The 21,816-nt window shown below is 69.6% G+C and carries 22 protein-coding genes; 17 read left to right on the top strand and 5 right to left on the bottom strand.

The features are described from left to right. Positions 1-6: 6 nt before the first annotated feature. Together pdxY and AB0P18_RS06880 are read right to left on the bottom strand one after the other, a co-directional pair. The gene (gene pdxY / locus AB0P18_RS06885; RefSeq protein WP_363359462.1) at positions 7-858 is read right to left on the bottom strand and encodes a pyridoxal kinase PdxY; all 852 of its coding nucleotides are present in this window, start codon (positions 856-858) and stop codon (positions 7-9) included. A 7-nt stretch (positions 859-865) separates the two neighbouring features. Continuing rightward, positions 866-2,221 carry an aminotransferase class I/II-fold pyridoxal phosphate-dependent enzyme gene (locus tag AB0P18_RS06880; protein WP_363359461.1) on the bottom strand — a complete coding sequence of 452 codons (1,356 nt, stop codon included), beginning with the start codon at positions 2,219-2,221 and terminating at the stop codon, positions 866-868. A 98-nt stretch (positions 2,222-2,319) separates the two neighbouring features. On the opposite strand from AB0P18_RS06880, the gene pdxS reads away from it, so the two are divergent. From pdxS to AB0P18_RS06820, 12 genes are all read left to right on the top strand, one after another. After that, positions 2,320-3,210, top strand: a complete 891-nt coding sequence (pdxS, locus tag AB0P18_RS06875; protein WP_344053616.1) for a pyridoxal 5'-phosphate synthase lyase subunit PdxS — start codon at positions 2,320-2,322, stop codon at positions 3,208-3,210. Continuing rightward, the gene (gene pdxT, locus AB0P18_RS06870; RefSeq protein WP_344053614.1) at positions 3,200-3,796 is read left to right on the top strand and encodes a pyridoxal 5'-phosphate synthase glutaminase subunit PdxT; all 597 of its coding nucleotides are present in this window, start codon (positions 3,200-3,202) and stop codon (positions 3,794-3,796) included. Before pdxS ends, pdxT begins: the two co-directional genes overlap by 11 nt. Before the next feature lie 31 nt (positions 3,797-3,827). Next, on the top strand, positions 3,828-4,349 hold the full coding sequence (locus AB0P18_RS06865) for a hypothetical protein (protein WP_344053612.1): 522 nt from the start codon (positions 3,828-3,830) through the stop codon (positions 4,347-4,349). A gap of 6 nt (positions 4,350-4,355) precedes the next feature. Continuing rightward, positions 4,356-4,895, top strand: a complete 540-nt coding sequence (locus tag AB0P18_RS06860; RefSeq protein WP_363359460.1) for a DUF1697 domain-containing protein — start codon at positions 4,356-4,358, stop codon at positions 4,893-4,895. Positions 4,896-4,924: 29 nt separating this feature from the next. Further along, positions 4,925-5,683, top strand: coding sequence for a YebC/PmpR family DNA-binding transcriptional regulator (locus AB0P18_RS06855; RefSeq protein ID WP_344053608.1), 759 nt, complete (start codon positions 4,925-4,927; stop codon positions 5,681-5,683). Between the two features lie 46 nt (positions 5,684-5,729). After that, entirely contained in the window at positions 5,730-6,290 is a 561-nt protein-coding gene (ruvC, locus tag AB0P18_RS06850) for a crossover junction endodeoxyribonuclease RuvC (protein ID WP_344053606.1), read from the top strand. Between the two features lie 52 nt (positions 6,291-6,342). Further along, positions 6,343-6,963 carry a Holliday junction branch migration protein RuvA gene (gene ruvA / locus AB0P18_RS06845; protein ID WP_344053604.1) on the top strand — a complete coding sequence of 207 codons (621 nt, stop codon included), beginning with the start codon at positions 6,343-6,345 and terminating at the stop codon, positions 6,961-6,963. Further along, positions 6,956-7,978 carry a Holliday junction branch migration DNA helicase RuvB gene (gene ruvB, locus AB0P18_RS06840; protein WP_344053602.1) on the top strand — a complete coding sequence of 341 codons (1,023 nt, stop codon included), beginning with the start codon at positions 6,956-6,958 and terminating at the stop codon, positions 7,976-7,978. The genes ruvA and ruvB overlap by 8 nt, the downstream gene beginning before the upstream one ends. A gap of 81 nt (positions 7,979-8,059) precedes the next feature. Then, the gene (locus AB0P18_RS06835; protein WP_344053600.1) at positions 8,060-8,515 is read left to right on the top strand and encodes a preprotein translocase subunit YajC; all 456 of its coding nucleotides are present in this window, start codon (positions 8,060-8,062) and stop codon (positions 8,513-8,515) included. 38 nt (positions 8,516-8,553) lie between these two features. Beyond that, positions 8,554-10,287, top strand: a complete 1,734-nt coding sequence (secD, locus tag AB0P18_RS06830; RefSeq protein WP_344053598.1) for a protein translocase subunit SecD — start codon at positions 8,554-8,556, stop codon at positions 10,285-10,287. After that, positions 10,287-11,276 carry a protein translocase subunit SecF gene (gene secF, locus AB0P18_RS06825; RefSeq protein WP_363359459.1) on the top strand — a complete coding sequence of 330 codons (990 nt, stop codon included), beginning with the start codon at positions 10,287-10,289 and terminating at the stop codon, positions 11,274-11,276. Before secD ends, secF begins: the two co-directional genes overlap by 1 nt. Before the next feature lie 64 nt (positions 11,277-11,340). Next, positions 11,341-13,590, top strand: coding sequence for a bifunctional (p)ppGpp synthetase/guanosine-3',5'-bis(diphosphate) 3'-pyrophosphohydrolase (locus AB0P18_RS06820; protein WP_344053594.1), 2,250 nt, complete (start codon positions 11,341-11,343; stop codon positions 13,588-13,590). On the opposite strand, the gene AB0P18_RS06815 is transcribed toward AB0P18_RS06820, so the two are convergent. The 3 genes from AB0P18_RS06815 to AB0P18_RS06805 all read right to left on the bottom strand — a co-directional run bounded on the left by AB0P18_RS06815 (position 13,577) and on the right by AB0P18_RS06805 (position 16,059). Continuing rightward, entirely contained in the window at positions 13,577-14,140 is a 564-nt protein-coding gene (locus AB0P18_RS06815; protein WP_363359458.1) for a hypothetical protein, read from the bottom strand. The two genes, AB0P18_RS06820 and AB0P18_RS06815, sit on opposite strands and share 14 nt — an antisense overlap. Before the next feature lie 75 nt (positions 14,141-14,215). Next, positions 14,216-15,619, bottom strand: coding sequence for a DUF349 domain-containing protein (locus tag AB0P18_RS06810; protein ID WP_363359457.1), 1,404 nt, complete (start codon positions 15,617-15,619; stop codon positions 14,216-14,218). A gap of 140 nt (positions 15,620-15,759) precedes the next feature. Further along, complete coding sequence (locus tag AB0P18_RS06805; RefSeq protein WP_363359456.1) at positions 15,760-16,059, bottom strand: dioxygenase; 300 nt, start codon at positions 16,057-16,059, stop codon at positions 15,760-15,762. A gap of 150 nt (positions 16,060-16,209) precedes the next feature. Between AB0P18_RS06805 and AB0P18_RS06800 the strand changes: the two genes are divergently transcribed. The 5 genes from AB0P18_RS06800 (at position 16,210) to ruvX (ending at position 21,816) form a co-directional block, all read left to right on the top strand. After that, positions 16,210-17,487 (top strand): replication-associated recombination protein A, encoded by a 1,278-nt coding sequence (locus AB0P18_RS06800; RefSeq protein WP_363359536.1) that lies wholly within the window; start codon positions 16,210-16,212, stop codon positions 17,485-17,487. A 164-nt stretch (positions 17,488-17,651) separates the two neighbouring features. Next, positions 17,652-18,281 (top strand): 30S ribosomal protein S4, encoded by a 630-nt coding sequence (gene rpsD, locus AB0P18_RS06795; RefSeq protein WP_344053588.1) that lies wholly within the window; start codon positions 17,652-17,654, stop codon positions 18,279-18,281. A 104-nt stretch (positions 18,282-18,385) separates the two neighbouring features. Beyond that, positions 18,386-18,628 (top strand): ATPase, encoded by a 243-nt coding sequence (locus AB0P18_RS06790; RefSeq protein ID WP_344053586.1) that lies wholly within the window; start codon positions 18,386-18,388, stop codon positions 18,626-18,628. A gap of 57 nt (positions 18,629-18,685) precedes the next feature. Continuing rightward, positions 18,686-21,346 (top strand): alanine--tRNA ligase, encoded by a 2,661-nt coding sequence (alaS, locus tag AB0P18_RS06785; protein ID WP_363359455.1) that lies wholly within the window; start codon positions 18,686-18,688, stop codon positions 21,344-21,346. Beyond that, on the top strand, positions 21,343-21,816 hold the full coding sequence (ruvX, locus tag AB0P18_RS06780) for a Holliday junction resolvase RuvX (protein ID WP_363359454.1): 474 nt from the start codon (positions 21,343-21,345) through the stop codon (positions 21,814-21,816). Before alaS ends, ruvX begins: the two co-directional genes overlap by 4 nt.

Genomic DNA, 21,816 nt, shown 5'->3' with positions numbered 1-21,816 from the left:
ACCTGCTCAGCGGACCTGGCGGACCGCGAACTGCAGGCGCGGGCGGGCGTAGGACTCCTGCGCCTCGACGAGCTGGAGTTCGCGCTCGCCCGACTCGTACGTGAGCTGCAGCAGGTCGAACACGCTCGAGGTCGTCCGCGCCAGCGCATCCGCGGCGTCCCCGCCGGCACGCAGGTGCGCGGTGAACAGGGCCGCCGTGACGTCGCCCGATCCGTTGGCCTTCATCGGGATGAGCGGCGTCTGCACGATCCACGCGCCGTCGTCGGTCACCGCGAGCATCTCGATCGTGCCGTCGGGGCGGTCCGGCTGCTCGACGCTCGTGACGAGCACCGTACGCGGGCCCGTGGCGCGGATCAGGTCGACCGACGCGAGGGTCTCCGCGAGGGTGCGCGGCTCCGTCCCGGTGAGGAAGCCGAGTTCGAACTGGTTCGGCGTCAGGATGTCCGCGGCCGGCACGACCCGGTCGCGCAGCAGGATCGGGATGGCGGGTGCGACGAAGCAGCCGGACTTCGCATTCCCCATGACGGGGTCGCACGCGTAGACCGCAGACGGGTTCGCAGCCTTCACGCGGGTCACGGCATCCAGGATCACGTCGGCGATTCCCTCGCCGCCCTGGTAGCCCGAGAGGATCACGTCGATCTGCGGGAAGACGCCGCGGTCCTCGATTCCGGCGATGACCTCGCGCACGTCCTCGGGCGCGATGAGCGGGCCGCGCCACGCGCCGTACCCCGTGTGATTGGAGAAGTTCACCGTGTACACCGGCAGGACCTCGACGCCGATGCGCTGAAGCGGGAACACTGCGGCGGAGTTGCCGACATGGCCGTACGCGACCGCGGACTGGATGGAGAGGATCTTCACCGCTCGATCATGCCACTTCGCGCGTGCCGGGTCGCTGAGCCGACGCGCGGACCGCGGCGGCGATGTCGGTCGCCAAGTGCTCGGCATCCGCGTCGTCGAGGTCGTGAACGGTGAGACGAAGCCGATCGGATGCCGCTCCCGGCGACAGCCGGAACTCCTCACCGCTGCGGGCGAGCCACCCGCGGCGCATGAGCCGCTGGACGACGTCATCGGCCGCGACCGGCAGCTCCACCCACAGATTCAGACCGTCGCGCGCGATCGTGGGAACGCCGTGTGCGGTGAGCCGGGCGGCGAACGCGACGTTGCGGGCGGCGTAGTGCGCAGCGGCCGAAGCGATCTTCCCGCGCACGTCGGCGTCCGTCATGAGGGCGAGCACGAGCCGCTGCAGCAAGTGGCTCACCCACGTCGTCCCGGGGGTCAGACGGGTCGCCAGCCCGGCCGCGGTGTCGGGGTCGGACGCCGTCACGGCCAGGCACATGTCGGGCCCCAGGAACTTCGAGACCGAGCGGATCACCGCCCACCGCCGCTGATGCGGACCGATCAGAGAATGCAGGGGTCGCTGAGAGAGCATCGAGAAGTGATCGTCCTCGATCACGAGGACGTAGGGATGGGCGCGCAGCTCGTCACGGAGGGCCGCGGCCCGCGCGGCCGTGAGGCTCGCCCCGGTCGGGTTCTGCGCGCGCGGCGTGCAGATGATCGCCCGGACCCCGCGTTCGAGCGCCGCGCGCAACCCTTCGACGGTCATGCCCTCGTCGTCCACGGGGATGCCGACCGGCCGGTAGCCGCCGACCCGCACGGTGTGGATCGCGGCGAGGAAGCAGGGATCCTCCAGACCGACCGCGTCATCGCGCGTGAGCGCCTGTGCGAGCAGGCGCTCGATCGCGTCCGCGGCGCCGCTCGTGATCGTCAGGCGCGCGGGGGCGCCCGGGGGAGTGGCGTCGCTCATCCACTTCGCCGCCCAGCGCTCCAGGTCGGGATCGATCACCGGCTCGCCGTACAGCACGGGACGCCCCGCCATCGCCGCGAGCGCGCGCGCCGGGTCGGGCACGAACTCCGGATCGGGATTGCCCGTCGCAACATCCCGCAGAACACTGTCGCCGGCGAAACCCTCCTGCGGGACGGGCCGAGGATCTGCGACCGTCGTTCCGCCTCGTCCCTTGGTCACCACAAGGCCGGCCTGCGCGAGCTGGCGGTAGGCCGATGCGACGGTGTTGCGGTTGACGCCGAGCCCCTCCGCGAGGGTGCGCACCGGCGGCAGAGCGTCTCCGGCACGCAGCGCGCCGCGCTCGACCAGCGCCCGCACCGCATCGGCGATGTCGGCGGCGGAACGCCCGCGGATCAGGTCCATCAGTTCGGCATCCATCGGCCCGATTCTACGTCGCGGTACATGATATCTTTTGGCCTAGGCCAAAACTCGACCGCGCCGCCCGCGCCTCTGCGCGTCCGCCGAAAGGATCCCTCGTGAGCACACCCCAGTCCGGAACCAGCCGCGTCAAGCGCGGTCTCGCCGAGATGCTGAAGGGCGGCGTGATCATGGACGTCGTGACCGCCGAGCAGGCCAAGATCGCCGAGGACGCCGGAGCCGTCGCCGTCATGGCCCTCGAGCGGGTCCCCGCCGACATCCGCGCCGAGGGCGGGGTGTCCCGCATGAGCGACCCCGACATGATCGAGAGCATCATCTCGTCCGTGTCGATCCCGGTGATGGCCAAGGCCCGTATCGGCCACTTCGTCGAGGCGCAGGTGCTCCAGGAGCTCGGCGTGGACTACATCGACGAATCCGAGGTCCTCTCGCCCGCCGACTACGTCAACCACATCGACAAGTGGGGCTTCACGGTGCCGTTCGTGTGCGGAGCGACGAATCTGGGTGAGGCGCTTCGCCGCATCAACGAGGGCGCCGCGATGATCCGGTCGAAGGGCGAGGCAGGCACGGGCGACGTGTCGGAGGCCACGAAGCACATCCGCAAGATCTCCAGCGAGATCAACGTCCTCCGCTCGATGACGAAGGACGAGCTCTACGTCGCCGCCAAGGAGCTGCAGGCGCCGTATGAACTCGTGGCCGAGGTCGCCGAGACCGGATCGCTTCCCGTGGTGCTCTTCGTGGCCGGCGGCGTCGCGACCCCCGCCGACGCCGCGATGATGATGCAGCTCGGTGCGGACGGGGTCTTCGTCGGCTCCGGCATCTTCAAGTCGGGCAACCCCGCGCAGCGCGCTGCGGCGATCGTGAAGGCGACGACGTTCTTCGACGACGCCAAGGTCATCGCCGACGTGTCGCGCGGACTCGGCGAGGCGATGGTCGGCATCAACGTTTCGGACCTTCCGGCGCCGCACCGGCTCGCCGAGCGTGGCTGGTAACAGGCCGCGCGTCGGCGTCCTCGCCCTCCAGGGAGACGTGCGCGAGCACGTCCGCGTGCTGGAGGGCCTCGGCGCCGACGTCGGTCTGGTCCGACGACCGGAGGAGCTGGCGTCGGTGCGCGGGCTGGTCATCCCGGGCGGCGAGTCCAGCGTGATCGACAAGCTCTCGCGCGCGTTCGGAATGCAGGACCCGATCCGCACCGCGATCGCCGCGGGGATGCCGGTGTACGGCACGTGCGCCGGACTCATCCTGCTCGCCGACCGGATCATCGACGGCATCGCGGGTCAGGAGAGCTTCGGCGGCCTGGACATCGCGGTCCGCCGCAACGCCTTCGGAAGCCAGCTGGACTCCTTCGAGACGGATCTCGCGGTGCCGGAACTCGGAGACCCGCCCGTGCACGCCGTGTTCATCAGGGCGCCGGTGGTGGAGTCGGCGGGACCGTCGGTGCAGACGCTCGCGCGGCTGGACGACGGACGGATCGTCGCTGTGCGTCGCGACGCGCTGCTGGGCACGAGCTTTCACCCGGAGGTCACCGGCGAGCACCGGTTCCACGAGCTGTTCCTGCAGACCGTGCGTGCCGCCTGACCGGCGGGCGCACACCGGCTAGGTTTCTGGCATGACCGTGAACAAGTGGTGGCACGACCGCCCCGAGGAGCGGTACTGGATGATCGCGCCGTCCCGCGGCGTCGTCGGCGACGCGCTGCGTGCTCCGAAGGCCTCACCCGACCGGCGCTTCGAGTGGTCGCACGAGCTCGTCGGCTGCACCGAGCCGGGCGACACCCTGTTCGTGTGGGATCGGACCCTCCCCGTTCCCGGCATCGCCGCGTGGGGTCGCGTGCTCGGGCCGCTCGGCGAGGAGACGACGGCCAGGCACGGCGAAGAGCTGCCCCACTGGCGCATGCCGGTGAGCGACACGCTCCGCCTCGCCTCTCCGATCACCCTGACCGCCCTGCGACGCATCGGCTCCGACATCGTCGCGATCCGCGACTCGATAGAGGCCCTCACGGACGGGCCGGTCTACTTCCCGTTCATCGGCTCGGCGGACACGCTCGTGCCCGCACCCGCGTACGTCACCAAAGTGCCCCGCGACCTCGTGGCGCTGCTGTCCTCCCGCTTCGGCTTCGAGTTCGCGCTGTAGGCGCGGATGACCGCCTGGGTGGCGCTGCTGCGCGGAGTCAACGTCGGGGGAGTGACGATCCGCAATGCGGACCTCGTTTCGCTCATGCAGCTCGACCTCGGCCTGGAGGATGTCCGCACGTTCCTCGCGAGCGGCAATGCCGCCTTCACCGCGGATGCCGCCCCCGGGGCGCGCGGCGATCTGAAGCGTCGGATCGAAGCCGGCCTGCGCGAGCGGTTCGGCTACGACGCCTGGATCGTTCTGAAGACCCGCGACGAGGTCGAGGAGGCCCGGACCGGATTCCCGTTCGACGCTTCGGATGAGACCCGGCAGCCGTGGGTGGTGTTCGGCAGCGACGACGCCGTGCTGGACGAACTCGCGACCGCGGCGGCATCCCTCGACGCGGACGTGGATCCGGTCGCTCGGGGGCGTGGCGTCCTCTATTGGAATCCGGTGAAAGGCACGACGACGGACACACCGTTCGCGAAGCTGCTCGCTCGTGCGGCGTACCGCACCTCGACGACGAACCGGAACCTTCGGACGCTGGGAAGGATCCTCGCGCCGTGAGGAGCGCCGTCGCCGCGTAAACTGGAGGAATGTCCGGCCACTCCAAGTGGGCGACCACGAAGCACAAGAAGGCGATCATCGATTCGCGCCGTGCCAAGTCGTTCGCCAAGCTCATCAAGAACATCGAAGTCGCCGCCAAGATGGGCGGCGCAGACGTCTCGGGCAACCCGACGCTCTACGACGCCATCCAGAAGGCGAAGAAGACCTCGGTCCCGAATGACAACATCGACCGCGCCGTCAAGCGCGGTGCGGGCATCGGCGGCGAGGCCGTCGAGTACACGACGATCCTCTACGAAGGCTACGGACCCAACGGTGTGGCCCTCATGATCGAGTGCCTCACCGACAACAAGAACCGTGCGGCAGCCGAGGTTCGCACCGCACTCAGCCGGAACGGCGGCACGCTCGCCGACCCCGGGTCGGTTGCGTACAACTTCCACCGCAAAGGTGTGATCGTCGTCTCCGGCGAGGGCGCCGAGGAGGACGACGTGATGCTGGCGGCGCTGGAGGCCGGCGCCGAGAACGTCGAAGAGCATGCCCAGGGATTCGAGGTCATCACGGAGGCCTCCGACCTGGTCACGGTGCGCCAGGCGCTGCAGGACGCGGGACTGGACTACGAGTCGGCCGATGTCGAGTTCGTCCCGTCTCTCAAGGTCGAGGTCGACGCCGAGACGGCCCGGAAGGTCTTCCGCCTGATCGACGCGCTCGAGGACAGCGACGACGTCCAGAACGTCTACAGCAACTTCGATCTGTCTGCCGAGGTTCAGGCCGAGCTCGAGAACGACGAGTAGGGCGCGCCGCGTCCGCTTGCCACCGCCCCGCGCATAGCGTGGGACGGTGGCAGCTCTTCGTGTGCTCGGCATCGACCCCGGCCTGACCCGGTGCGGGGTCGGCGTCGTCGACGTCGCAAGCGACCGATCAGCGCGGCTCGTCCATGTGGGTGTCGTCCGCTCCGATCCGGGCGAACCCATCGAGCGCCGGCTCGCGACGATCGCAGCGGGCATCCGCGCCGTGATCGACGAGCATGCGCCGGCGGTCGTGGCCGTCGAGCGGGTGTTCTCGCAGCACAACCGCCAGTCGGTCATGGGCACCGCCCAGGCCAGCGGCATCGCGCTCCTGATCGCAGGCGAGCGCGGACTCGCCGCTGCGACCCACACGCCCACCGAGGTCAAGGCGGCGGTCACCGGCTACGGGGCGGCTGACAAGCGACAGGTCCAGCTCATGGTTGCCCGGATCCTGCGGCTGGACGAGATCCCGCAGCCCGCGGACGCCGCGGACGCCCTCGCCCTCGCGTTGTGTCATGCGTGGCGCGGCGGGGGGCAGGCGGCGACGACCGGTGCGCAGCTCACACCCGCGCAGAGGGCGTGGGCGGATGCCGAGCGGCTGGCGCGCCGCTGACTTCTGTGTGTCGGTCGAACAAAACTGCGAATGCGCGGCATAGGATGCCCGCATGATCTCTTCTCTGCGCGGGCGCGCGGCGCACGTGGACACGGACTCGATCGTCGTCGAGGTCGGGGGAGTGGGACTCAGCGTCGCGGTGACACCCCCCGTCGCCGCCGCGACGAACGTCGGCGACGACGTGCACCTGCACACGAACCTGATCGTGCGCGAGGACGCCCTGTCGCTCTTCGGCTTCGAGAGCCGTGAAGAGCTCGTCGTCTTCACGCAGCTGCTCGGCGTGACCGGCGTCGGCCCCAAGTCTGCGCTCGGTGTTCTCGCCGCTCTCAGCGTCACGCAGATCGCCGACGCCGTCGCGCAGGACGACGACGCGCCCTTCCGGCGCGTCTCGGGGATCGGACCCAAGACGGCGAAACTCATCGTCGTGCAGCTGGCCGGCAAGATCATCGCCCCGCGCGCGTCCGGCGCCGCACGGGCGGCCGCGACACCGGACGTCGCCGCTTCGGTGACCCAGGCGCTCATGGGCCTCGGCTGGAACGAGCGTGCGGCCGCCGAGGCCGTGTCGGTCGTGATGGAGGACGCGACGGACGCCGAGCGCGACTCCGTGCCGTCTCTCCTGCGCCGAGCCCTGGCCGCACTCGGCCCCGCACGCAAGGAGCATGCCGGTGGCTGACGTCCTCGACGCGGACGAGCCCCTGGATGAGACCGAGCTCGCGATCGAAGGGGCACTGCGCCCGGCGTCGCTCGCTGAGTTCGTCGGTCAGCAGAAGGTCCGCGGCCAGCTTCAGCTCCTGCTCGATGCCGCGCGCATCCAGCAGCGGCCGGCCGACCACATCCTGCTCTCCGGGCCCCCGGGCCTCGGCAAGACGACGCTCGCGATGATCGTGGCCCACGAGAGCGGGCGGGCGCTGCGCCTGTCCAGCGGGCCCGCGATCCAGCACGCCGGCGACCTGGCTGCACTGCTGTCCAGCCTCACGCCGGGCGAAGTGCTCTTCATCGACGAAGTGCACCGCATGGCGCGCTCGGCGGAGGAGATGCTGTACCTGGCGATGGAGGACTTCCGCATCGACATCATGGTCGGCAAGGGCGCCGGTGCCACCAGCATCCCGCTGGATCTCTCGCCGTTCACACTCGTCGGCGCGACGACGCGCTCGGGCCTGCTGCCGAACCCGCTCCGCGATCGGTTCGGCTTCACCGCGCACCTCGAGTACTACGAGCCGGAAGAGCTCGAGCGCGTCATCGAGCGCTCCGCCGCAATGCTCGGCGTCGACCTGCCTGCCGCATCGCGCGCCGAGATCGCCCGGCGCTCCCGCGGAACGCCGCGCATCGCCAATCGCCTGCTCCGGCGCGTGCGCGACTTCATCGTCGTCCGCGGGGGAGGGGGCGATACGACCACCGTCGACGCGGCTCTCGATCTGTACGATGTGGACGGAATCGGCCTGGACCGTCTGGACCGCGCTGTCCTCGACGCCCTCGTGCGCAGATTCCGCGGTGGCCCGGTGGGGCTGAGCACCCTGGCGGTCGCGGTCGGCGAAGAGGCGGAGACGATCGAATCCGTCGTCGAGCCCTATCTGGTGCGCATCGGATTCGTCGGCCGGACACCGCGGGGACGCATCGCGATGCCGCCCGCCTTCGCGCACCTGGGCGTATCCCACCTCGATTCGGCGCTCAGATTCGATGATCTATAATCGCTGGAGGCTCTCGCCTCACCATCTCCTGCAAGGCAGTGCCGCCGCGGCGCACGCCTGATTCGAAAGGCTCTCGCCTCCATGGAATTCCTCTCCAATTACGGCCTGATCATCCTGCTGGTCGTCCTGCTCGGCTTCATGTTCTGGAGCTCGCGTCGGCGCATGCAGAAGCAGAAGCTCGAGCAGGAGCAGAAGGCTCGCCAGACCGTCCCAGGCGCGGAGGTGCTCCTGCAGGGTGGCCTCTACGGCACGATCGTCGCGTTCGACCCCGAGAACCTCGACCAGCCCGCACTCGTCGAGATCGCGCCCGGCGTCGAGATCAAGGTCCACAGCCAGGCGATCCTCCGCGTCGTCGATCCCGCCGAGGGCACGGTCACCGAGGACGAGTTCATCGAGGCCGAGGTCAATGAGGCCGGCTACATCGACGGCGTGGCCAGCGGAGCGATCAGCTCCATCAGCGATGACCACGCCCGCGCCGCGGAGGCGGGCAAGACCGCTGAGCCCGACGCCGACACGGACTCCAAGCCCAAGGCCTGACCGCTCGCCCTCCCGGGCTCCCAGAAAGCTGACCCCTCGTGGCGACATCCACTCCTGTCCGGCATGCCTGGCGTGCGCTGACCGGCCTCCTGATCATCACCGCGGTGCTCTTCGGAATCAACGCGCTCGGCGTATACGTCTTCAAGGCGAGTTCGTGGACGCCTGAGCTCGCGTTGGATCTCCAGGGCGGCACGCAGATCGTCCTCCAGGCCGAGACGGCCGACGGCGTGACACCGTCGGACGAGCAGATGGACCAGGCCGTCACGATCATCCGCCAGCGCGTGGACGCCTCGGGCGTCGGCGAGGCCGACGTCGCACGTCAGGGTGCCGACCAGATCGTCGTCCAGATCCCCGGTCAGGCGGACGAGGAGACCCGGAACCGCATCGAGGCCTCCGCTCAGCTCCAGCTGCGTGCGGTGCTGGTGGCCGGCGCCCCGGCCACGACGTTCGTCGGCGATGACGGCAAGGAGACGCCGTATCCGACGCCGGATCCGTCCCTGCCGAGCACGCCGACCGCGGAGCCGACGAACGGGAGCGACATCTCCTGGGTGACCCCGGCGCTGCAGGCCGAGTACCTCGCGTACGACTGCGCGAACCCGAGCAACGACCCGGCCAGTGCGCCGAAGGATCAGCCGCTCATCACGTGCGAGACGGACGGTTCGGTCAAGTACATCCTCGGACCGGTCGAACTCGACGGCACGTCGATCAGCGACGCGACGTTCGGGCTCGAACAGACCAGCGGCCAGTGGGCGGTCAACCTCAAGTTCGACGACGCCGGTACGAAGACCTTCGGCGAGATCAGCCAGCGCCTGTACGGCGCGAACCCCCCGCTGAACCAGTTCGCCTTCGTCCTCGACGGCACGGTGCTCTCCGCCCCGTCGATGAACGCCGTGATCCTCGGGGGCAACCCGAGCATCACGGGAAGCTTCACGCAGGACACCGCGAAAGTGCTCGCCGACCAGCTGAAGTACGGCGCTCTGCCGCTCAGCTTCACCGTCGAGAGCTCGGCGTCCATCTCCGCCACGCTGGGATCGCAGCAGCTGCAGGTCGGTCTGATCGCCGGCCTCGTGGGCCTCCTCCTGGTCGCGATCTACTCGCTCATCGTCTACCGCGCGCTCGGCTTCGTGATCATCGCCTCGCTCGCGGTCATGGCGGTCCTCACCTACATCACGCTGTGCATCCTGGCGTGGCGCATGGGCTTCCGCCTGTCGCTCGCCGGCGTCGCGGGCCTGATCGTGACGATCGGCTTCACGGCCGACTCGTTCATCGTCTACTTCGAGCGCATCCGCGACGAGCTGCGCGACGGCAAGTCGATCACCGGCGCCGTCGAGGACGGCTGGGGCCGCGCGAAGCGCACGATCTACATCTCGAAGTCGATCAACATCCTCGCCGCGGTGGTCCTCTACATCCTCGCGGACGCCACCGTGAAGGGCTTCGCGTTCACGCTGGGGCTCACGACGGCGATCGACGTCCTGATCTTCATCCTGTTCACCCACCCGGTGATGCAGCTGCTGGCCCGCACGAAGTTCTTCGGATCCGGTCACCCTCTTTCGGGCATGGACCCCACCGCCCTCGGTGCGGTCTACCGTGGGCGCGCGCAGTTCCGCGCGCCGGTGGCTGCGGCGCCCAAGACGCAGGCCGAGAAGCGCGCCTCGCGCTCGCGCGGCGAAGCCGAGCGCCGCCAGACGATCGCGGAGCGCAAGCAGGCCGAGCTCGCCGCCGCCGGCGAGAGCGGCAGACCGACCAAGAACGACACGGGGGGACAATCCTGATGCGCTCCATGAGCCAGCTCGGAAACGACCTCTACACGGGCAAGACTTCATTCCCGTTCGTCGGTCGTCGTCGTCTGTGGTTCCTGATCGCGGCGATCCTCGTGATCGGCGCGGCCCTCGTGCCGCTGTTCCGCCCCATCCAGTTCTCGATCGAGTTCACCGGCGGCTCCCAGTTCACCGTTAACGGTGTCACGACCACCGACCAGCAGGTGGCGACGGATGCCGTGCAGTCGGTCGTGCCGGACGCCACGACCAAAGTCGTGACGGTGGGCGACGACGGGATCCGGGTCCAGACCGATCAGCTCACCGACGCCCAGACGCGCGACGTGAGCGCCGCGCTCGCGGACGCGTACCAGGTCGATCCGGCCGAGGTGAGCGCATCGTTCATCGGGCCCAGCTGGGGGCAGGACGTCACCCGGCAGTCGCTGTGGGGCCTCGCGATCTTCCTCGCGCTGACCTTCCTGATCCTCGCGCTGTACTTCCGCACCTGGAAGATGTCGGTGTCGGCGATCATCGGCCTGCTGGATGTGCTCATCATCACCGTCGGCGTGTACGCCCTCTTCGGCTTCGAGATCTCGCCCGCCGCGGTGATCGGCTTCCTGACGATCCTCTCGTACGCCCTGTACGACACAACCGTCGTGTTCGACAAGATCAGGGAGAATACGAGCGAGGACGGCGAAGTGTCCGGGCGCACCTTCGGCGAGTCGGTGAACCTGGCCGTCAATCAGACCCTGATCCGCTCGATCAACACGACCGTCGTCGCAGTTCTGCCCACCGGTGCGATCCTGATCGTCGGTGTGGTGTGGCTGGGTGCGCAGACGCTCACCGATCTGTCCCTCTCGATCTTCGTCGGCACGATCGTCGCGGCCTACTCGACGCTCTTCGTCGCGGCACCCCTGTACTCGCTGCTGCGCGAGGGCGAGGAACGCTTCAAGGAGCGGGACGCGCGCATCCTCGCCGCCCGCGAGCTCGCCGGGACGCCCGCCTGATCGACCGGCGGATGGCCGCGCCGCACGGGCATAGGATTGACACCTCGCGGAGGGGAGGGATCGGATGACCGAGACCGTTCCCGCCGCCCAGTCCTCGTCGCTGCGCCGCCTCGTCCCGCGGATCTTCTCGCGTTCCGCGCGCCGCGACGATGTCGAGCAGCTTCTGCGCACCGTCCGAACGCATCACCCCAAGGGCGACCTGTCCATCATCGAACGGGCGTACGCGGTCGCCGATGAGGCCCACACGGGCCAGACGCGTCAGAGCGGCGAGCCGTACATCACCCATCCGCTCGCCGTCGCGCAGATCCTCGCCGACCTCGGACTCGGTCCGAAGGCGATCGCCGCCGCACTTCTGCACGACACGGTGGAAGACACGGAGTACTCGCTCGATGCGCTGAGCGCCGAGTTCGGCGACGAAGTCGCGATGCTCGTGGACGGCGTGACGAAGCTCGACAAGGTCAAGTACGGCGAGAGCGCGCAGGCCGAAACCGTCCGCAAGATGATCGTGGCGATGTCGCGCGACATCCGCGTGCTCCTGATCAAGCTCGCCGACCGGCTGCACAACGCGCGCACGTGGGGGTTCGTCCCGCCCGAGAAGGCGCGGAAGAAGGCGACCGAGACCCTCGAGATCTACGCGCCGCTCGCTCATCGACTCGGCATCCAGACGGTGAAGTCCGAGCTCGAGGATCTGTCCTTCGCCGTACTGCACCCGAAGCTGTACGCCGAGATCGAGAGCCTCGTCAAACAGCGCACTCCGCAGCGCGAGCAGTACGTGCACAACGTGATCGACGCGGTCGACAGCGACCTGCGCGATCTGCGGATCCGCGGGCGGGTGATGGGGCGGCCGAAGCAGCTGTACTCGGTGTACCAGAAGATGGTGGTGCGCGGTCGCGAGTTCGACGACATCTACGATCTGATCGGCATCCGCATCCTCGTCGGCAGCGTGCGCGACTGCTACGCGGTCCTCGGGGCGATCCACGCGCGCTGGACGCCGCTGCCGGGCCGGTTCAAGGACTACATCGCGACGCCGAAGTTCAACCTGTACCAGTCGCTGCACACGACGGTGATCGGTCCGGGCGGGCGCACGGTCGAGATCCAGATCCGTACGAACGAGATGCATCAGCAGGCCGAGTACGGCGTTGCCGCACATTGGAAGTACAAGGAGCGGATGACCGGCGGCAAGGCGGATGCGAAATCCGTCGATGCGGACATGGCCTGGCTCGCGCACATTTCGGACTGGCAGGCCGAGACCGCTGATCCCGGGGAGTTCCTGGACTCGCTGCGCTTCGAGATCGGAGCCAAAGAGGTCTACGTCTTCACCCCGAAGGGCCGCGTGATCGGTTTGCCCACCGGCGCCAGCCCGGTCGATTTCGCCTACGCCGTGCACACCGAGGTGGGCCACCGGACGATGGGCGCGAAGGTCAACGGCCGCCTCGTGCCGCTGGAGTCCGAACTGCAGAGCGGCGACGTCGTCGAAGTCTTCACTTCGAAGAATCCGGATGCCGGCCCCAGTCAAGACTGGCTCGGATTCGTCAAGAGCACGAGGGCCCGAAGCAAGATCCGCGGCTGGTTCACGAAGGAGCGCCGCGAAGAGGCGATCGAGCAGGGCAAGGAATCGATCGCACGCGCGATGCGCCGGCAGAACCTGCCGCTGCAGCGTCTGATGAATCAGGACTCGTTCTCCGAGGTGGCCCGGTCCTTGAACTACGAGGACGTCACGGCACTGTATGCCGCCGTCGGCGAAGGGCACGTGTCGACCCAGTCGGTCATCGAGAAGGTCACGGCGGCCGTCACCGCGGATGACACGTCGACCGGGCCGATCGACATCCCGCACGTCGGGCGTTCCCGTCAGCCGCGCGGCGGCGATTCCGGGATTCTCGTGCGCGGTGCTCCGGACATCCTCGTGAAGCTCGCGAAGTGCTGCACTCCGGTCCCGGGCGACGACGTCGTCGGGTTCGTCACACGCGGCAGCGGCGTATCGGTGCACCGCGCGGACTGCACGAACGTCAAGTCCCTCATGGACGACGCCGAACGCCTGATCGAGGTGGAGTGGGCGCCGACGACGAAGAGCATCTTCCTCGTGCAGATCCAGATCGAGGCGCTCGACCGCTCCGGCCTGCTGAGCGATGTCACCCGTGTGCTCAGCGAACACCACGTCAACATCCTCTCGGCGACCGTGTCCACCACGAACGACCGTCTCGCGCTCAGCCGGTTCGTGTTCGAAATGGGTGACATCGTGCACCTCGAGCGGGTGCTGAACGCGGTGCGTCGCATCGACGCGGTCTACGACGTGTACCGGGTCACGTCCTCCTGAGCACTTCGCCACCGACGGCCGCCCAGCCCTCCAGGAGCGCGATCGCGGCCTTCTTGTTCGGCAGCGAGCGGCGCTCCCGCAAGTGCGCCCGGGCGGGCTCGATCAGATCCGGGTGCGCCCGCACGAGCATGCGGGCGGCCCGCACGTTCTCGTCGTCGCCGGTGCGCACGAGATCGGCGAGCGTGCGCACCGGGTGGGTCACCCATACGCCGCCGAGGAGCCACAGGTCGTCCCGTTCGACGCACAAGTCGCGGTAGACCAGACGTCGGCCGAACGTGCGGTGCAGCCGCCGCGGCACGGCACGCTGCACCGTGTGGCGGGCGGGCGGATCGTGAAGACCGCCGTGCACCCACGCTGCGCTGAGATGCGTCGCGGCGAGCACGTCACCCAGCAGGGCGGCGAGCGAGCCCGCCCGGAGCGCCGGGGTCTCGACGGCATCGGCGGGGATGAAGGCGTCGCCGAGATCCACCGTGTGGCCGTCCAGCCGCGCGGCCGTCAACTCGGCGAGCGAGAGGGCATCGCCCGGGAAGTACAAGAACGGGGAAGCCATGACAGCAACTGTGCCCGAGCGCGTCGCCCGGGACCGGCGTTCCCGGCGCCCTGTGGACAAACCGAGCGAGTGAGGTCAGCCGCCCAGCGCGCTCAGCCAGTTCTTGCGTGCCTCCAGCGCCTCGGTGGCCTTCGCGATCGCCCGCTTGTCGCCGCTCGCCGTCGCGGCCGCGAGCTCGGACTCGAGCTTCTCGATCGCCTCGGTGAGCTGACGCGTCATGTCGTTCGCGCGCGCCTTGGTCTCGGGGTTGTTGCGCTTCCAGTCCGTCTCCTCGCGCGTGCGGAGAGAGGTCTCGATGCGACGCAGATCGTCGTCGAGGACCCGCTCCTTGTCGCGCGGGAAGATCCGCCCGATCTCATCCCACTGACGCTGGATCGCCGTCAGCGCGGCACGGGCCTTCGCAAGATCCGGCTCATCGGCGATCGTGCGGGCCTCCACGAGGAGCGCGCGTTTGGCATCGATCTTCTCGCGGGACGCTTCGGCGTCGGCCGCCTCACGCTCTCCGCGAGCGCCGTAGAGCGCGTCACCGGCGGCCTTGAAGCGCGCCCAGAGTGCGTCATCGGCCTTCTTGCCGGCGCGGCCGGCGGTCTTCCACTGGTCCAGGAGCTCGCGGTAGGCCCCGATGCCGTCCTCGCCCTTCGGAGCGAGTGCCTCGGCCTTCTCGACGAGCCGCGCCTTCTGATCGCGCACCGTCTTGTGCGCCTCGTCGAGCTCGGCGTAGAACTCACGGCGATGCTTGTCGACGATCGCGCGGGCGTCGCGGAATCGCTTCCACAGCTGCTGCCCGGTGGACTTCGGCAGTCGGGGACCGGACTGCTGCTGCGCCTGCCACTGATCGAACAGCGACGCGAGCTCCGCGGAGGCCTGCTTCCACTGCACGGTCTTGGGGTCGCGCGCGGCGAGGGCCTCGGCCCTCTCCACCAGGACGACGCGTGCCGCGACGGCGTCGTCGACGGCCTGGCGGGATGCCGCAGCCTCAGTGGCGGACGCCGCGGTGAGCTCCTCGGTCAACGCACGGACGCGGGCATCGAGTGCAGCGAGGTTTCCGACCGCAGCCGCGCCGTCGATCTTGGCGTGCAGGGCGTCGGCGGTGGCGCGCAGGTCGGAGGCGGGGGCGCCGCCGCTGCGGTGACGCACCTCCAGGAGGGACACCTCGCCCGCGAGATCGGTGAACTTCCGCTGGTAGTAGGCGAGCGCCTCTTCGGGCGTCCCATCCGGGTACTCCCCGACGACGCGCCAGCCTTCGGCCTCGCGCACCGAGACGACGCCGTGCTCGTCCACGCGACCCCACGGCTCCTGGTCCGCGGGCGCGGCGTCGGTGGCGCCCGCGGGCGCCGCCGGGGCGGATGCCGCTCGCGGGGCCCGGGGAACGGGACGCGCGGGACCCGGCCGGGGAGTGGGCCGGACCGCCTCGCCGGCGTCGGCGGTCGGAGCGGATCCGGTCGGGTTCTCGGGAGTGGACTCTGCTGCAGCAGTCACGGAATGCACCTCATCGCGGCTCGCGCCGCCTGGGGGAGTATGGATGGCTCCTCAGCCTAGTACGGGCCGCCCCCGGCGCCGCGGGCTCCGCGCGCTCCGACACCGATCCGTGACGGACGTCGGGTCGCCGGTGCTCCGGGTCACTCCGTGACGGTCGGCGAGGGCTCCGGGGACGCGGTGTCGCTGGGCACCGGCGTGCTCGACGGGCTGGTGGACGGTGTCGCAGTGGGCGCGGGGGACGGGGCGCCGGGTCCGGCGGTGAAGTACAGGGTCTGACCGATGAGGATCGCGACGATCAGTGCCCCTCCGGCGATGCCCGCGATCAGATCGTCGCGGCGGCGCCGCCGCGCCAGCGAATCGTGGAAGCTCTGCCGAGCCTGATACACCCGCGCCCGCTCGCGCTCGGCTCGCGTGTCGCGCTGCTTGCCACCCGTGGCCACGGGACCTCCTTCATACCCCGGGCTTCCCGGGCGGGATGATCCTACGGTCCGCCGGGGTGGCCGCCAAACGCGCGCGTCCGACGCGGACGTTAGCCTTGAGCGGTGTCCTCCGCCGCGCTCTTCCAGGGCCAGACTCCCCTCGCCGTGCGGATGCGCCCGACATCGCTGGACGAGGTCGCGGGTCAATCCCATCTGCTCAAGCCCGGCTCACCCCTCGTGCAGCTCGCGCGCGCCGACGTCTCGACCGGCGCCGCGAGCTCGGTGATCCTCTGGGGACCGCCCGGCACGGGCAAGACGACCCTCGCGCAAGCGATCGCCCGCTCGTCCGGGCGCCGTTTCGTCGAGCTCTCCGCGGTCACGGCGGGCGTCAAGGACGTGCGGGAGGTCATGCAGGAGGCCCTCACGCAGCGCGATCTCTACGGGCAGTCCACCATCCTGTTCCTCGACGAGATCCACCGTTTCACCAAGGCCCAGCAGGACGCGCTGCTTCCGGGTGTGGAGAACGGCTGGGTCGTGCTGATCGCCGCCACGACCGAGAACCCCTCGTTCTCGGTGATCTCGCCCCTGCTGTCCCGCTCGCTGCTGCTCACGCTCCAGCCGCTCACGGACGACGATCTCGCAATGCTGCTGGACCGCGCGGTCGCCGATCCGCGCGGTCTGTCGGCTCGGGTGAGCGTTGCGCCCGAGGCGCGGGACGCCCTGGTGCGCCTGGCCTCCGGCGATGCGCGTCGCGCACTGACGGCGCTCGAGGCCGCCGCGGCGCTCGCGGAGCCCGATGACGCGTCGGACGAGAAGCCGACCGTGACCGCCGATCACGTCGCGAGCGCCGTGGACCGAGCGCTGCTGCGCTACGACCGCCAGGGCGACGAGCACTACGACGTGATCAGCGCCTTCATCAAGTCGATCCGCGGCTCCGACGTCGACGCGGCCATGCACTACCTCGCCCGCATGATCGAGGCGGGGGAGGATGCGCGCTTCATCGCCCGGAGGCTGGTGATCTCGGCATCCGAAGACATCGGCCTCGCCGATCCGCAGGCGCTGCTGATCGCGGTCGCCGCCGCCGACGCCGTCGCCTTCATCGGGATGCCGGAAGGCCGCATCCCGCTCGCAGAGGCCACCGCGTACCTGGCCACGACGGCGAAGTCCAACGCCGCCTACCTCGCGATCGACAAGGCGATCGCCGACGTGCGGGCGGGCGGCTTCGGTCGTGTCCCGCCCCATCTGCGTGATGCCCACTATCCGGGAGCGAAGCGGCTCGGACACGGCAAGGGGTACCGCTACCCCCACGACTCCGACGTCGGCGTCGTGGCTCAGCAGTACCTGCCCGACGATCTGCGCGGACGCCGCTACTACGAGCCGACCGCCCACGGTCAGGAGCGCGATGTACAGGCGCGGCTCGAGAAGATCCGGCGCATCATCGGCGGCTGATCCCGATCTGGTAAGCTTGACCGGCTCGAAACGTCGTTTTCGGGTATCTCCTCCTCACATCACACCTTCGTTGCGCCCCGACGTGCGCACCGAGCAGGGTGGGGCGGGGATACGTCCATGAGTCCGCGAAAGACGCGGCCATGTCGTTTTGGAAGGACACATCCGTGCCCACGAAGTCCCAGGACCGCCGCAAGGTCCGCCTCTCCCGCGCGCTCGGCATCCCGCTGACGCCCAAGGCCGCCAAGTACCTCGAGAAGCGTCCGTACGCTCCGGGTGAGCACGGCCGCACCAAGCGCAAGCAGGACAGCGACTACGCCGTCCGCCTCCGCGAGAAGCAGCGTCTGCGCGAGCAGTACGGCATCCGCGAGAAGCAGATGCGCAACACGTTCAACGAAGCCCGCCGCACCCAGGGCCTGACGGGTGAGAACCTCGTCGAGCTCCTCGAGATGCGTCTGGACGCACTCGTCCTGCGCGCCGGCTTCGCCCGCACCACCGCGCAGGCACGCCAGCTGGTCGTGCACCGCCACATCCTGGTCGACGGTCAGACGGTCGACCGCCCCTCCTTCCGCGTGAAGCCGGGTCAGCTCATCCACGTCAAGACCAAGAGCCAGGGCACCGAGCCCTTCCAGGTCGCGGCTGCCGGCGGTCACGCCGACGTGCTTCCCCCGGTTCCGGGCTACCTCGAGGTCGACCTCTCGACCCTTCAGGCGCGGCTCGTCCGTCGCCCGAAGCGCGCAGAGGTCCCCGTGACGGGTGACGTGCAGCTCGTCGTCGAGTACTACGCCGCCCGATAAGGACGACGCATACGACAGCAGAGGGCGCCGGGGTCACCCGGCGCCCTCTGCTGTTCTCGCTTACGATGGGGGTTGCCGCGCCCCGCGGCGAAGGAAGTGGTGTCATGAGAAACCTGCTGTGGTTCCTGTTGGGTGTGATCGGCGGCTTCGTGGCGGCCCACCTCATGAACAAGGATCCCCGCGGGCACGAGGTGCTGGCCGAAGTCGACGCTCGCATCACCGAGTTCACCGATCGCATCGGCGACGCCTACCGTGAGCAGGAAGCGCGCATCGGCGGTCTCGTCGACGCCGCCGCGAACACCGCCGGCGATGCCGCGGACGCCGCCGCCACCAAGCTCACCGACTGACACCCCACCCATCAGGCGGTGTCCACGACGGACGCCGCCCTTTTTCGAGGACTCCCCATGCAGACCGCAGAGCTGGCCGATCGATTCCTGCGCTACTTCGAGAAGCGCGACCACACCATCGTCCCCTCCGCCTCGCTGGTCACGGACGATCCCGCGCTGCTGTTCACGGTCGCGGGCATGGTGCCGTTCATCCCGTACCTGAGCGGCGACGTGCCGGCGCCGTACGCTCGCGCGGCCGATGTGCAGAAGTGCATCCGCACGAACGACATCGAAGAGGTCGGCAAGACGCCGCGCCACGGCACGTTCTTCCAGATGCTCGGCAACTGGTCGTTCGGCGACTATTTCAAAGAGGGCGCGATCACGTATGCGTGGGAGCTGCTGACCACGTCCGAAGCCGACGGCGGTCTCGGGTTCGATCCCAAGGACCTCTGGGTCACCGTCTACAAGGACGACGACGAGGCGTTCGACCTGTGGCGACGGATCGCCGGCCTTCCCGAGGAGCGCATCCAGCGCCTGGACAAGGACACGAACTACTGGAGCACCGGTCTGCCGGGACCCGCCGGCCCGTGCTCGGAGATCTTCTTCGACCAGGGTCCCGCGTACGGCGTCGACGGGGGACCGGCGACGGATGACGACCGGTACGTCGAGATCTGGAACCTCGTCTTCATGCAGTACGCGATCGACGACGTCACCTCGAAGTACGACTTCCGCATCGTGGGCGAGCTGCCCCAGAAGAACATCGACACCGGCATGGGCCTGGAGCGCATCGCGTTCATCAAGCAGGGCGTGCAGAACATGTACGAGACCGACCAGGTGCGCCCGGTGCTGGATCTCGCCGCGCAGTTGAGCGGTCGTCGCTACGGGGCTGACCACACCGACGACGTGCGCATGCGCATCATCGCCGACCACGTCCGCTCGTCCCTCATGCTGCTCTCCGACGGCGTGACTCCGTCGAACGAAGGACGCGGGTACATCCTCCGCCGGCTCATGCGGCGCGGCATCCGCTCGATGCGCCTGCTCGGGGTGGACGGCCCCACGTTCCCCGAGCTGTTCGCCGCCTCGCGCGACGCGATGAAAGCCGTCTACCCGGAACTGGAGACCGAGTACGGACGCCTGTCGGCGTACGCGTTCGCCGAGGAGGAGACGTTCCTGCGCACCCTCGCGGCCGGGACGACCACGCTCGACCTCTCGGTCGCGCAGACGAAGAAGAGCGGCGGCACCACGATCGCCGGCTCTGAGGCCTTCCTGCTGCACGACACGTACGGCTTCCCGATCGACCTGACTCTCGAGATCGCCGAAGAGGCCGGGCTCTCCGTCGACCGCGCCGCATTCGACGCGCTCATGCTCGAGCAGCGCACCCGCGCGAAGGCCGACGCGCGCTCCCGCAAGCGGGCGCTCGCCGACACGAGCGTGTACCGCGAGTACCGCGCCCAGGGCGAGACGGTGTTCACCGGCTACACCGAACTCGAAACGGAGTCGCGCGTGCTCGGCATCCTCGTCGACGGCGTGTCGGTCGACCGCGCCACCACGGGCCAGATCGCCGAGGTGATCCTCGCCGACACCGCCCTGTACGCGGAGTCCGGCGGTCAGGTCGCCGACAAGGGCGCGATCGTCGGCCCCGGGTACGAGCTCGAGGTCCTCGATGTGCAGAAGCCCGTGCCGGGCCTGATCAGCCACACGGTCGAGGTCTCGGTGGGCGAAGTGGGTGTCGGGCAGCCGGCGACTTCCGTCGTGGATGCCGTCAACCGGCGCGCCGCGCGGCAGGCGCACTCGGCCACGCACCTCGTGCACGCCGCGCTGCGGGACACGCTCGGCAAGAGCGCGACCCAGGCCGGGTCGCTGAACCGCGCGGGCTACATGCGCCTGGACTTCACGTGGGGGCAGGCGCTCTCACCCGAGACGCGCACCGAGATCGAGGAGATCGCCAACACCGCCGTGCGCGACAACCTCGAGGTCACCACGCGTGTCCTGTCGCTCGACGAGGCGAAGGCGCTCGGCGCGATGGCGCTCTTCGGCGAGAAGTACGGCGACACCGTGCGCATGGTCGACATCGGCGGCCCGTGGTCGCGCGAGCTCTGCGCGGGAACCCACGTGTCCTCGAGCGCCGAGATCGGTCTCGTGAACCTCGTCGGCGAGTCCTCCGTCGGCGCGTCCAACCGTCGTGTCGAAGCCCTCGTCGGCCAGGATGCGTTCCGTGAGCTGGCCGCCGAGCGCGCGATCGTGTCGCAGCTCACGTCGAGCCTGAAGACCCCGCGCGATCAGCTGCCCACGCGCATCGCCGAGCTCGCGGCGAGCCTGAAGGCCGCGGAGAAGAAGATCGCCGCGTTCGAAGCGCGCGCCCTGGCCGATCGTGTCCCGGCTCTCGCCGCGAACGCCGCGACCGTGGGCCGGTATCGCGTGGTCGCCGAATCGATCGGATCCGCGGGGTCGGCCGACGACGTGCGCGCCCTGGCGCTCGGCATCCGCGACCGCCTCGGCACGGACGCGGCCGTGGTCGCCGTCGGTGCCGATGTCGGCGGTCGGGCCGTCGTGATCGTCGCGACGAACGACGCCGCGCGTTCGGCCGGTGCGCGCGCCGGTGCGCTCGCCAAGATCGCCGCCGTCACGCTCGGCGGCGGCGGAGGCGGACGGGACGATGTCGCCCAGGGCGGCGGCACCGACGCGGCGGCGCTGCCGACGGCGCTCGGCGCCGTGAAGGCCGCGCTCGAGGACGCGTGAGCGGGTTCCGCCGCGGCGTCCGACTCGGGATCGACGTCGGCAAGGCGCGCGTCGGGGTCGCCCGTTGCGATCCCGACGGGCTTCTGGCCACTCCGGTCGAAACCGTCCCGCGCACGGATGCCTCCTTGGCGCGGATCCTCGACCTCGCGGGGGAGCATGACGCGATGGAGCTGCTCGTCGGGCTGCCGCTGAACATGCGCGGGGAGGACACCGCCTCCACGACGGACGCCCGCGACTTCGCGCGCGCGCTCGCGGCGGCATCCGATCGGCCCGTCCGGCTCGTGGACGAGCGACTCAGCACGGTCTCCGCGCATGCGGTTCTGCGGGAATCGGGCAGATCACAGCGTTCTTCTCGTAGCATTGTTGACCAGGTCGCGGCCGTCGTCCTGCTGCAGCAGGCTCTCGATGTCGAGAAGAGCATGGGGCGACCTGCCGGATCACCCGTCCCCCCGGCCGAGGAGCCCGTCTGA

Source organism: Microbacterium sp. NPDC064584, from assembly GCF_040687315.1.
In the GTDB taxonomy this organism is placed as follows: domain Bacteria; phylum Actinomycetota; class Actinomycetes; order Actinomycetales; family Microbacteriaceae; genus Microbacterium; species Microbacterium lacus.
Note: the sequence above shows the minus strand (reverse complement) of the source record. Positions and strands in the feature narration are given on the sequence as shown.

Bases quoted from the DNA above. Each gene is read 5' to 3' on its own strand.
- AB0P18_RS06880 (WP_363359461.1), bottom strand. From the start codon at position 2,221: ATGGATGCCGAACTGATGGACCTGATCCGCGGGCGTTCCGCCGCCGAC.
- AB0P18_RS06865 (WP_344053612.1), top strand. From the start codon at position 3,828: ATGACCGTGAACAAGTGGTGGCACGACCGCCCCGAGGAGCGGTACTGG.
- AB0P18_RS06860 (WP_363359460.1), top strand. From the start codon at position 4,356: ATGACCGCCTGGGTGGCGCTGCTGCGCGGAGTCAACGTCGGGGGAGTG.
- AB0P18_RS06855 (WP_344053608.1), top strand. From the start codon at position 4,925: ATGTCCGGCCACTCCAAGTGGGCGACCACGAAGCACAAGAAGGCGATC.
- ruvA (WP_344053604.1), top strand. From the start codon at position 6,343: ATGATCTCTTCTCTGCGCGGGCGCGCGGCGCACGTGGACACGGACTCG.
- AB0P18_RS06835 (WP_344053600.1), top strand. From the start codon at position 8,060: ATGGAATTCCTCTCCAATTACGGCCTGATCATCCTGCTGGTCGTCCTG.
- secF (WP_363359459.1), top strand. From the start codon at position 10,287: ATGCGCTCCATGAGCCAGCTCGGAAACGACCTCTACACGGGCAAGACT.
- AB0P18_RS06820 (WP_344053594.1), top strand. From the start codon at position 11,341: ATGACCGAGACCGTTCCCGCCGCCCAGTCCTCGTCGCTGCGCCGCCTC.
- AB0P18_RS06815 (WP_363359458.1), bottom strand. From the start codon at position 14,140: ATGGCTTCCCCGTTCTTGTACTTCCCGGGCGATGCCCTCTCGCTCGCC.
- AB0P18_RS06800 (WP_363359536.1), top strand. From the start codon at position 16,210: ATGCGCCCGACATCGCTGGACGAGGTCGCGGGTCAATCCCATCTGCTC.
- AB0P18_RS06790 (WP_344053586.1), top strand. From the start codon at position 18,386: ATGAGAAACCTGCTGTGGTTCCTGTTGGGTGTGATCGGCGGCTTCGTG.
- alaS (WP_363359455.1), top strand. From the start codon at position 18,686: ATGCAGACCGCAGAGCTGGCCGATCGATTCCTGCGCTACTTCGAGAAG.